The 10,920-nt window shown below is 29.2% G+C and carries 13 protein-coding genes; 12 read left to right on the forward strand and 1 reads right to left on the reverse strand.

The genetic code is table 11. The features are described from left to right. From secY to HNP67_RS00450, 9 genes are all read left to right on the forward strand, one after another. Entirely contained in the window at window positions 1-1,305 is a 1,305-nt protein-coding gene (gene secY, locus HNP67_RS00410) for a preprotein translocase subunit SecY (protein ID WP_184123943.1), read from the forward strand. 12 nt (window positions 1,306-1,317) lie between these two features. After that, window positions 1,318-1,431, forward strand: a complete 114-nt coding sequence (rpmJ, locus tag HNP67_RS00415) for a 50S ribosomal protein L36 (RefSeq protein WP_184123946.1) — start codon at window positions 1,318-1,320, stop codon at window positions 1,429-1,431. Between the two features lie 17 nt (window positions 1,432-1,448). Continuing rightward, the gene (gene rpsM / locus HNP67_RS00420) at window positions 1,449-1,826 is read left to right on the forward strand and encodes a 30S ribosomal protein S13 (protein ID WP_002557091.1); all 378 of its coding nucleotides are present in this window, start codon (window positions 1,449-1,451) and stop codon (window positions 1,824-1,826) included. A 27-nt stretch (window positions 1,827-1,853) separates the two neighbouring features. After that, complete coding sequence (gene rpsK / locus HNP67_RS00425; RefSeq protein WP_002557092.1) at window positions 1,854-2,246, forward strand: 30S ribosomal protein S11; 393 nt, start codon at window positions 1,854-1,856, stop codon at window positions 2,244-2,246. A 17-nt stretch (window positions 2,247-2,263) separates the two neighbouring features. Beyond that, window positions 2,264-3,298, forward strand: a complete 1,035-nt coding sequence (locus HNP67_RS00430) for a DNA-directed RNA polymerase subunit alpha (protein WP_184123950.1) — start codon at window positions 2,264-2,266, stop codon at window positions 3,296-3,298. Between the two features lie 21 nt (window positions 3,299-3,319). Further along, window positions 3,320-3,691, forward strand: coding sequence for a 50S ribosomal protein L17 (gene rplQ, locus HNP67_RS00435; RefSeq protein ID WP_184123953.1), 372 nt, complete (start codon window positions 3,320-3,322; stop codon window positions 3,689-3,691). Window positions 3,692-3,761: 70 nt separating this feature from the next. Then, complete coding sequence (rny, locus tag HNP67_RS00440; RefSeq protein WP_184123956.1) at window positions 3,762-5,294, forward strand: ribonuclease Y; 1,533 nt, start codon at window positions 3,762-3,764, stop codon at window positions 5,292-5,294. Next, a complete protein-coding gene (locus tag HNP67_RS00445) occupies window positions 5,284-6,072 on the forward strand; it encodes a TIGR00282 family metallophosphoesterase (RefSeq protein WP_184123959.1) in 789 nt (262 codons plus the stop codon). The genes rny and HNP67_RS00445 overlap by 11 nt, the downstream gene beginning before the upstream one ends. After that, complete coding sequence (locus tag HNP67_RS00450; RefSeq protein ID WP_184123963.1) at window positions 6,053-6,844, forward strand: TlyA family RNA methyltransferase; 792 nt, start codon at window positions 6,053-6,055, stop codon at window positions 6,842-6,844. The genes HNP67_RS00445 and HNP67_RS00450 overlap by 20 nt, the downstream gene beginning before the upstream one ends. Here HNP67_RS00450 and HNP67_RS00455 read toward each other — a convergent pair. Continuing rightward, the gene (locus tag HNP67_RS00455) at window positions 6,841-7,587 is read right to left on the reverse strand and encodes a GerMN domain-containing protein (RefSeq protein WP_184123966.1); all 747 of its coding nucleotides are present in this window, start codon (window positions 7,585-7,587) and stop codon (window positions 6,841-6,843) included. The two genes, HNP67_RS00450 and HNP67_RS00455, sit on opposite strands and share 4 nt — an antisense overlap. A gap of 86 nt (window positions 7,588-7,673) precedes the next feature. On the opposite strand from HNP67_RS00455, the gene der reads away from it, so the two are divergent. From der to HNP67_RS00470, 3 genes are read left to right on the forward strand one after another with little or no spacing between them, the layout of a single operon-like run. After that, window positions 7,674-8,975 (forward strand): ribosome biogenesis GTPase Der, encoded by a 1,302-nt coding sequence (gene der / locus HNP67_RS00460; RefSeq protein WP_184123969.1) that lies wholly within the window; start codon window positions 7,674-7,676, stop codon window positions 8,973-8,975. Beyond that, on the forward strand, window positions 8,972-10,231 hold the full coding sequence (locus HNP67_RS00465; protein ID WP_184123972.1) for a hypothetical protein: 1,260 nt from the start codon (window positions 8,972-8,974) through the stop codon (window positions 10,229-10,231). Before der ends, HNP67_RS00465 begins: the two co-directional genes overlap by 4 nt. Continuing rightward, on the forward strand, window positions 10,228-10,914 hold the full coding sequence (locus HNP67_RS00470; protein WP_184123974.1) for an HAD family hydrolase: 687 nt from the start codon (window positions 10,228-10,230) through the stop codon (window positions 10,912-10,914). The genes HNP67_RS00465 and HNP67_RS00470 overlap by 4 nt, the downstream gene beginning before the upstream one ends. The last annotated feature ends 6 nt before the right edge of the window (window positions 10,915-10,920 follow it).

Here is a 10,920-nt window from a genome sequence, read left to right on the forward strand (position 1 = left end):
ATGAAAGAATTGTTTTTAAGTTTATTTACTGTTAAGGATTTAAGAAATAAGTTCCTGTTTACTTTGTTTGTTCTTTTCCTTTTTAGAGTTGGTTCATATTTGCCGATACCAGGAATAGATTCTGTGGCGCTTAAAAGTTATTTCAAGGCGCAATCAGATTTTTCAATTGCTAATTATTTTGATTTTTTTTCAGGGGGAGCTTTTAGCAATTTTTCTATATTTATGCTTAGTATAGGACCTTACATTTCGGCATCTATTATTGTTCAGCTTCTTGTTTATTCTTTTCCTTCTTTGAAAAAAATGCAAGAAGGTGATGGTGGAAGACAAAAGACTAAAAAATATACAAAATATTTAACAATAGTTGCAGCTGTAGTTCAAGGATACGCAACAAGCCTTTATGCTAAGGGTATTCCGGGTGCTGTTACCATTCCCTTTTATAGATATATATTTATCGCTATTTTAACAGTTACTACGGGGACATTTATCCTTTTGTGGTTTGGAGAGCAAATTAATCAAAGAGGTGTAGGCAATGGAACATCTTTGATAATTTTTTCTGGCATAGTGGTTAGACTTCAAGCGGCTTTGTTTAACTTATTCCAAAGTATGCAGGATCCTTCTCAAAATGTTAATCCTGTTTTTGTTATACTTATTATAAGTATATTTATTTTAGTTGTTATATTAATTATATATGAATATAAGGCTCAAATGCGAATTGCTATTCATTATGCTAGGGCAAATTCTAATAGTACAGTTAGTTCATATTTACCAATCAAGTTGAATCCGTCGGGTGTTTTACCTGTTATTTTTGCCTCTGTTTTAATTACTCTACCTTTACAAATTTTAAGTGGTTTTGCAGAAACTTCTTCCATAGCTAGGCAAATTTTATCTTATTTAAGGCCCAATGGTTTTTATTATACTTTTTTGAATGTAATTTTGATAATTGGATTTACATATTTTTATTCTAAGATTCAACTAAGTCCTAAAGATATAAGTAATAATATTCGTAAGAATGGGGGCGCTATTCCGGGAATAAAGTCTGATGAGATGGAAAAGTATTTAGATGAAATTATGAATAAAACTTTATTTTCAGGATCTATTTTTTTGTCAATTATTGCAATTATTCCATTTTTAGTGCAAAATATTTTTAGATTTCCACACGATGTTTCTAGGATAATGGGGGGGTCTTCTTTGCTTATTATGGTAGGAGTTGCACTTGATACATTAATTCATATTGATGCTTATTTAAAAACTCAGGGATTTTCTCATGGAAATAGAAAGAATTATGCATTTTTGCAAAAAATTTAGGAGTGTTTGATTATGAAAGTTAGAGCAAGTGTAAAGCCAATTTGTGAAAAATGTAAGATTATAAAAAGAAAAGGTGTATTAAGAATTATTTGTGATAATTTAAAGCATAAACAAAGACAAAAGTAAAAATTAGAGGAAATGAAATGGCTAGAATATCGGGAATAGATTTACCAAATAATAAACAATTAAAAATAGCGCTTACTTCCATTTATGGTATAGGTAGAACAAGAGCCTTGGAAGTTTGCAATAAATCAAGTATTTCTCCAAGCAAAATTGCTAAGGATTTAGATAATGATGAGGTTAATCGACTTAGGAAGGTAATTGAGAGCGATTATGTTGTAGAGGGGAAACTTAGAAGTGAAGTTGCAATGTCTATTAAAAGACTTATGGATATAGCGTGTTATAGGGGTGTTAGGCATAGGAAAGGATTGCCTTTGAGGGGCCAGAGAACTAAAACGAATGCAAGAACTAGAAAAGGAAAAAGAAAGACTGTGGCTAATAAGAAAATAGCTAGCAAATAAAATAGTTTTTAATATTTGGAGGGTAAGTTGAGCGCAAAATTATCAACTAATAGTAAAAAAAAAATTAAAAGAAATATCGGAGAAGGAAACGTTTATATACAAGCTACTTTTAATAATACTATAGTTACTGTATCTGATATAAAGGGAAATGCTTTAGCTTGGGCAAGTGCTGGTGGAATGGGTTTTAAAGGGGCAAAAAAGTCGACTCCATATGCTGCTCAAATAACAGCAGAGTCTGCTTTAAATAAAGTGAGAGATTTTGGAATTAATTATGTTCATGTGTATATAAAAGGGCCAGGCATTGGTAGAGAGTCTGCAATAAGAGCTATTGGTTCGATTGGCATGACTGTAAAATCGATTTCAGATATTACTCCTATTCCTCATAATGGATGCAGACCGAAAAAAACCAGACGAGTTTAGCTAGAAGGGGAGTTATAATGCCTGTAGAAAAATTTTTAAAAGATTTCACTATACCTGAAAAAATTGAATTTTTAAAAAGCCAAGGTGATGGGTCTTATGGTAAGTTTACGATATATCCTTTTGAAAGAGGCTTTGGAATTACTATAGGTAATACTTTAAGGCGTGTATTACTTTCTTCTATTGAAGGGTATGCTATTACTGCTATGAGAGTTCAGTCTAACAATAAAGACTCTTCCTCAAAGGTTATTTCAAGTGAATTTGATTTGATTCCTGGAGTTTCTGAAGATACTCTTGAGGTTATTGCTAATATTAAAAATATCCATTTGAAACTTGGAGAAGGAGAGCAAAGGAAGACAATAAGCTTTAGTGTTAGCGGAAAAGATACCAATGTTTTGAAAGCTTCTCATTTTGAAAGAGATGGGGTTGAGGTTTTTAATAAAGATTTAATTATAGCTACTTTATCACATGATGTGAATTTAGATCTTGAATTTCAAATTAATTATGGTAGAGGCTATGTATCTTCTGAGCAAAATTCTAAGTATTTAGAAGAAGTCAATGCTATTGCTTTAGATTCTATATTTTCTCCTATAGAGAAAGTTTCGTATTCTGTAGAAGATACTAGAGTTGGTCAAAGGTCAGATTATGACAAGCTTGTAATGGAAATTTGGACTACGGGTGTGATTTCTGCCAAAGATGCAATAAAAAAGGCTGCATCAATAGTAAGAGAATTTTTATTTCCCCTTGTTGATTTTGAAGACAATGTTAATACATCTTTTGAAAAATCAAAATCAGAAAGTTTTAATTTGCTTGATATGAGCATTGAGAAATTAAATTTATCAGTCAGATCTTTAAATTGTTTAGCCAAAGAAAATGTTAGAACTTTAGGGGAACTTATTAGTAAAAACGCAGAAGAGCTTTCTAAAGCTAGAAATTTTGGGAAAAAAAGTTTAGAAGAAATAATCGAAAAACTTGGTTCTTATCGATTATATTTAGGAATGTCCAAAGAAGATGCTCTATCTGTATTGAGTAAGAATGTTAAAATATCTGAATAAAAGGAGAGTTTAGGCTGTTTCATGAAAACAAAATTGGGTTTTAATAGATTAAGTAGGAAGTCCAGTCACAGGAGAGCACTTTTAAAGAATATGGTAATTTCTTTTTTAAAGCATGAAAAAATTTCTTCTACTAAGGCAAAATTGTTTGAAGTCAAAAGATTTGCTGAAAGATTAATTACAAGGGCAAAAGTTGATACTATGCATAATAGGCGAGAATTATCAAAATTTATACATGATAAGTATATTTTAAATAAGCTGTTTACCAAAATTTCTCCTGTTTTTAGACAAAGAAGTGGTGGGTATACTCGGATGATTAAATTAGGAAAAAGATATGGAGATGCAGCTGAGATGGCTATCCTAGAATTAGTTGAAAAGCCTTTAAAAGATGAATAATTAATAATTGAGCGCACTGTTTAAAGATTAAATTTTAAATTGCTTTTAAACAGCATAGGAGTTAAATGATATGATATATATTATTTTTTCTTCTATTTTTGCTGGCTTTATATTAGGATTTTTAGTAAGAGTTTTTTTAGGTAGATTGTCTTTATTAGATTTAGAAAAAAATCTGACAAAAGTAAGAGTAGAATCACAATTAGAGATAGAAAATGAAAGAAGGCAAGTTATTGCTAATGCAAAATCTCAAATGCTTAAAGAAAAAAACCAGCAAGATAGGGATATAAGAGATCGGAAAAATGAGATTGTTAATCTAGAAAAAAGATTATTACAAAGAGAGGAAACCTTAGATAAGAGAATATCTGCTCTTGATAAACAGCAGTCCAGAGTTGATTTTAAAATTAAAGAATTTGAACAAAAAGAAAAAGTAATAAGAGAAAAAGAGGCCGATCTTGTTAAAAGATTGGAAAATATTTCTGGTCTTACAAGAGAAGACGCAAGGAAAATTGTAATTGAAAAAGTTGAGCATGAGTCTAAAAGAGATGCTCAAGTTATTATTAATAAAAGTGAACAGGAAGCACAGCTATTAGCAGATAAGGTTGCAAAAGATATTTTAGTATCTACTATGCAGCGTATTGTTACAGAGGTGAGCTCTGAGTTTACAGTAGCTTCTGTTGAATTACCTAATGATGAGATGAAAGGTAGGATTATAGGTAAAGAAGGGCGCAATATTAGGGCTCTTGAGACTTTAATAGGAGCGGATATCATTATTGATGATACGCCTGAAGCCGTTGTTATATCTTGCTTTGATCCAATAAGAAAAGAGCTTGCTAAGAGGACTTTAGAAAGACTTGTTACAGATGGCAGAATTCATCCTGCTAGGATTGAAGAAGTTGTGTATAATGTTACCAATGAGATAAATAGCATTATTCAAGAAGAAGGTGAGAAGGTAGTTTTTGACCTAAATATACATGGGCTTGATAAGAGGCTTATTAGAGGGTTGGGAAGGCTTTACTTTAGAAGTAGTTATGGTCAAAATGTTTTAAGCCATTCTAAAGAAACAGCTATAATAGGAGAAATTTTAGCTAAAGAGATGAAGCTAGATCCTGTTGTGGTAAAAAGAGCATGTCTTTTACATGATATTGGTAAAGGTATGGAAAGTATTTCTGATAATAGCGAGGGGCATGCTATTACTGGTGCTGAACTTGCTCAAAGTTGCGGAGAGAGCGAAATTGTTGTTAATGCTATTGCTGCACATCATAATGAGGTGAAACCCGAGAGTCTTGAGGCCATTGTGGTGCAAATAGCAGATGCCATCTCGGCATCTCGTCCTGGAGCAAGACGGGAAAGTTTAAATAACTATATAAATAGACTTAAAAGACTTGAAGACATTGCTTGTAGTTTTGAAGGTGTTCAAAAATGTTATGCTATTCAGGCTGGTCGTGAAGTTAGAATTATTGTTGACAATGTCTTGATTAATGATGAAAAATCAATTTTACTTGCAAGAGGCATTGCTAAGAAGATAGAAGCTGAAATGAGGTATCCTGGGAAAATCAAAGTTACAATTATTCGCGAAACCAGAGTTATTGAATATGCAAGATAGTACTATTAAAACCTTGATAATTGGGGATATAATAGGCGAGGGTGGATTAAAAAAAGTTTTTTTTAATCTTAAAAACATTAAGAACAAATATAGAATAGATTTGGTAATTGCTAATGGAGAAAATTCTTCAAATGGTTTTGGGATAACTCCAGAAATAGCAAATAATCTTTTTAGATCAGGTGTTAATGTTATTACTACTGGCAATCATGTGTATTCTAATTACAAAATAAATGATTACCTAAATAAGCAAACATATATCTTAAGGCCAAATAATTTTTCAGATTTGTTAGATGGTCATGGTTATTGTTTTTTAACTATTAAAGATGAAAAGGTTGCTGTTGTTAATGTTCAAGGGGTTTTAAATATGAATTTTATTGTTAAGAATCCTTTTGATAATACAAAAAAATTGGTTAATATGCTAAGTAATAAGACTAGAACCATTTTTGTGGATTTTCATGCTGAGAGTAATTATGAAAAGGAAAGTTTTGGATATTTTTTAAATGGTTTTGTAACAGGTGTGGTTGGTACTCATACTCATGTTATGACTCAAGATGAAAGAATATTGTCAAAAGGGACAGCCTATATTAGTGATATTGGGATGACAGGTGGATTAAATTCTGTAATAGGATTTAATCCCGATATTTCTCTTAAAGGCTTGCTTGAATATACCTCTTTAAAAGCTGAAGTTGTAGAAGATGATACAATTTTACAAGGAGTTATTATTACTTCTAATTTAAAGACAGGCCGTGCTTTAAAAATTGAAAGGATTCAGAAATAATTTATTAAATATACTTTGCAAAAGGTATCCAGAAAAAACACGAGAAGAATTAATTATCTTGATTTTAAAAGGGAATATATATGTAAATTCTCATAAAGAAAAAAATCCTAAAATGTTAATAAATAAAACAAGTAAAATAGATTTAGTTGAAGATGCTTGTCAAACATTTGTATCAAGGGGGGGGGCCAAGCTTTTAGAGGCGCTTAAGGATTTTGAGATTGAAGTTAAAAATAAAATTTGTGTTGATGTAGGCTCTTCAACCGGCGGTTTTACCGACTGTCTATTACAGTGTGGCGCTAATTTTGTTTATTCAATTGATGTAGGCATTAACCAACTTTCTTATAAATTGAGGATTGATCCAAGAGTTAAAGTTTTAGAGAGAACTAATATTTTTGATGTTACAGAATTTAGGGTTGTTCCCAATTTTGCCGTTGTAGATGTTTCTTTTAGATCATCAATAAGTATATGTGTAAATTTAATAGATAAACTTTCTGATAATTTTATTATAGTTTTAATTAAGCCCCAGTTTGAGTTTAAAGGTTTGAATTTAGATATAAAAAATTTTAATGGTGTTGTGAATTGTAAGTATTTGAAGATAATTTTGCAAAGTGTAATTGAAAAATTCTATAAAAATAAATTACAGGTTAAAAATATATTAAAGTTAAAAACCAAAGGTAGAAAAGGTAATCAAGAATTCATGTTTTTAGTTGTTAAGTCAAGTGTTTTAAATATTGTAAGTTCCATGCAATTGCTTAATAATATTGAATTTTAATATTTGTATAAAGTCTTTTTATTTAATATTCCTGAGAAATTTAAGTTTAATTCTTCAAGTATTATTGGATTATTTTCTATTGTTAAAATTATTCCATCAATTCCTTTAATCTCAAGACATGTTAAGGTTATTTGAGCGATTTGATTAATTATTCCTTCAATTCCAAAACTATTTTCATAAAATTCTTTAGATAAGTTTATTTTGGCAATTCCTTCACTTAGGCTTAAATTTAAAAGCTTGGTTTTTATAGGGATTAAGCTTAAAAAATTATTTTTTAGCTCGTATTCATTTGGTCCTTTGATTAAAGATTTTAGTGTTTCTTCAAGAATATTTTTGTCGTAATATATAGTTCTTTTTACGGTTTGTCTTAAAAAATAACCTTCTGGGGTTACTTTTATAAAATAAAGTTTAATAAATTTTTTGTTTTTAAGGTTATTATTTCTTTGGTTTTGTTTGAGTTCTTCTTCAAGTTTTTTTATTTCTGGTGGTTGGATTAAAAAACTTTCATTTTTAAGTATTTTTATATTTGTATTTTTATTGGTAGTTTTTTTAGCTTCAATTAATTTATTATCTTGTGTTTGGCTTGATTCGAATAAACTGTTATCGTAATTTTTTTCTTTAAAAACATGCATAATAAGTGAATTTTTTATTATTAATAGCACACTAATTATTGTTAAAACAATAGCAATTAAAATTAAAAGTATGTCTGATTTGGTTGAGCTGGATTTTTTTTTTCTTTTCAATGTAAACACTCACGTGTAATTGGCATAAATACTAATATTTGCTATTATAATGGAAATATCGAAATAAATAAAGAGGTGTATTTGCTTTGCTTAGTTATAAAAAGGTTCTTATTGTTGGTAGACCAAATGTTGGTAAATCTGCTTTATTTAATCGAATTTTAGATACAAAAAGAAGTATTACTGAGAGTACTTATGGTGTTACTAGGGATTTAGTTGAGGAGGTTTGTAAGATTGATTCTTTTAGTTTTAAATTAATTGATACTGGTGGGTTTACGATCTTAAAAGATGAGATTAGCAAAATTGTTGTGCAAAAGGTTTTAAGCTCTTTAGAAAAAGTTGATTTAATTTTATTGGTTTTAGATATTAATGAAATTTTACTTGAGGATTATCAGATTATTGAAAGGCTGAGAAAATATAGTAACAAGGTAGTTTTGGTTTTAAACAAAGTGGATACTAAAGATAAGGAATGTTTAGCTTATGAATTTTATAATTTAGGTTTCAAGCGCTATTTTCTGGTTAGTGCAGCTCATTGTCGAGGCATTAATAAGCTTAGAGATTTTTTAAAAGTAGAAGTTGGTGAAGCTAATATTGAGAGTGGAGTTGATATTAGGGTTGGTATTATAGGTAAGCCCAATTCAGGCAAATCTACCCTTATTAATTATTTATCTGGAAATGAAATTGCAATTGTTTCAGATCAGCCTGGTACTACTAGAGATTTTATTAAAACTAAGTTCACTAGGAATGGGAAAGTTTTTGAGGTTATTGATACAGCTGGAATAAGACGAAAAGCAAGAGTAAATGAAATTGTTGAATATTATTCTGTTAATAGGGCATTAAAAGTAATTGACATGGTAGATATTGTGTTTTTGTTGATTGATGTTAAAGAAGAATTGACTTCTCAGGATAAAAAAATTGCTCATTATGTTACTAAAAAAGGGAAAGGAATTATTATTGTGTTTAGCAAATGGGATCTTGTGGAGGAGTCCAAAGGTTATTTTGAAGCCTTAAAGAGTCGTGTGAAGTTTTTTTTCCCTATTTTAAATTTTGCTCCTATATTTAGAATTTCTGTTCATAAAAAGACAGGCTTAGATTCTCTTTTTAAAGAATCTTTTAAGTTAAAAGATCAGCTTGAACTTAAAACCAGTACTCCAGATCTAAATAAAATGTTGAATTTATGGATCAAGGATTATCATTTAAATATTTCTCATAAAATCAAATATATTACACAGGTTAGTACTAATCCTGTTAAGTTTATTCTTTTTGCAAATAAAATAAAGAATTTTCCGAATTCTTATTATAATTATTTAATAAATAATTTGCGTAAAATTGGATATAAAAATATACCAATTTTAGTAGAATTAAAGGAAAAAATAAGAGATTTAAAGTGAGATATATATTTTTATTCTTAATATTTAAGAGTTTAAACCTTTTTGCGCTTGAGAGTTTTTTTTATGATTTTGACGTAAGGACTAAATATTCAAAATATTTTAATTCAAGCTATGTGCAAAAAAAAATAAGTCCAGTAAAACATTTTATTACACAAGATTATTACATTGAAGTTTCAAGTGAAGTTTCTTCTGGGTATGTTTATTATTCTTTTTTTAATAAAAAAAAGAATGTGGGCTATATTTTCCCAGGATCTTATGTAATTAAAGTGGGCAAAGATGGTATTGAGCAGATAAAAATATTTTTTATAAACAGAGGGGATACGTTTATTAGAATAAAGTCTTCAAAATTTTCCTCTAGTGCTGATTTTTATTTAGTAAATACTTTAATTTATAAAGACGTTAAATTGCCGTTTAAGATTGAAGATATTGCAGTAATTTCTCTTGCCAATATAATAAATTATATTGGCAGGGTTATTGATTTTAGATATTTTATTCCTGAATATTTTGATATTTATAAAGATATTTCTAATATGGCAATTAGTTTAAGGAAATCTCTTGCATCTTTTCCCATTGCTGAGGTTGTTGATGGTGCAATGGATGAGTATGGCAAAATGGTGCATATAGAAACTGGGTTGTTGCAAAAAGATCCTGTGGGATTTAATTGCTCAGGATTTGTTAAATGGGTGGCGGATTCGATTTATAAATCAATGACGGGACGACTTTTAAGAATTAATGATCTTAAGCTTAGACATATTGGTGTTAGAGGCAGTGGTTTTACTAGAAGTCAAGAATTTAATAAGGATCCTTTTTTTGGTCTTGATTGGATTCGCAATATTGCTTATAGGATAAATAATATTAATGCAGATTTAAATTTATTTAAAATCAAGGAAAATGATGTTAATAATATTAAGTTTTTTGATTATGTCAACAATCGTGGTTATAAAATTGAAAATTTAGAGTTTTTATTATATAGTCTAGCTTTAGATGAGCCTGGATATATTTATTTAGGATCTATTAGCACGGGTATTAGCAATTTATCAAGTATGGTGCTTCATAAGCATGTTGTTTTGTTTCTTCCATTTCTTGATGAAAATAGGATTTTTAGGGTTTCTGTTAATGAGGTTAATTCTGAAACTTCAATCAAGTCTCTCCAGAAAAGATATCCAAAATCTTATATTCATTTAGTTAGAGTTAAGGTTCCTGAAAATTTATCGATAGTACCTATACCTATAAAGGCAAATAATCAATCATCATGATTAAAGCTGTAGTATTTGATTTAGATGGCACCTTGTATCCTGAGGCGGATAGAAATAAACTAATGTTTTTTGAATTTTTAACTAATGTTAAGTTTTTTTTAGCTTTCAAGCATATTAGAAAAAAAATACGAATTTTACAAAGCAATCAATTTTTCCCTTCAAATAGGGGCCAACTTTTTTCTCTTCAAGTTAAAATGCTTTCTGAGCATTTAAATCTTGATGAGAATCGGTGTGCGTTTTTATTAAATAAAATATATTACAGTCAGATTTTTAGTGATAAGTTTAAAAAACTTAAGCCATATCTTGGAGTTCAAGATTTAATCTATTGGCTTAAATTTAAGGGAATAAAATTGGGTGTAATGTCAGACTTTCCTATTTTGGGTCGTGTCAAAAATTTATTGGGCATTCAAGACAGTTTTTGGGATGTTCTTTTTTCCTCAGAAGATACTGGATATTTAAAGCCACATAAAGCACCTTTTTTAAAAGTTATTGAGGATTTAAATTTAAGTAGTAATAATATTTTGTATGTAGGGAATTCTTATGAATATGATATTTTAGGTGCTAAAAATGTTTCAATGAAAGCAGCTTTTTTTTCAAAAAAGAATGTAAATTACAAGGGGATGATTGATTTTATTTTTCATGATTATAAAGATTTAAGAGAATATATACGTTTGAATATATAGAATATG

The sequence above is a fragment of the Borreliella californiensis genome (genome assembly GCF_014205885.1).
GTDB lineage: Bacteria > Spirochaetota > Spirochaetia > Borreliales > Borreliaceae > Borreliella > Borreliella californiensis.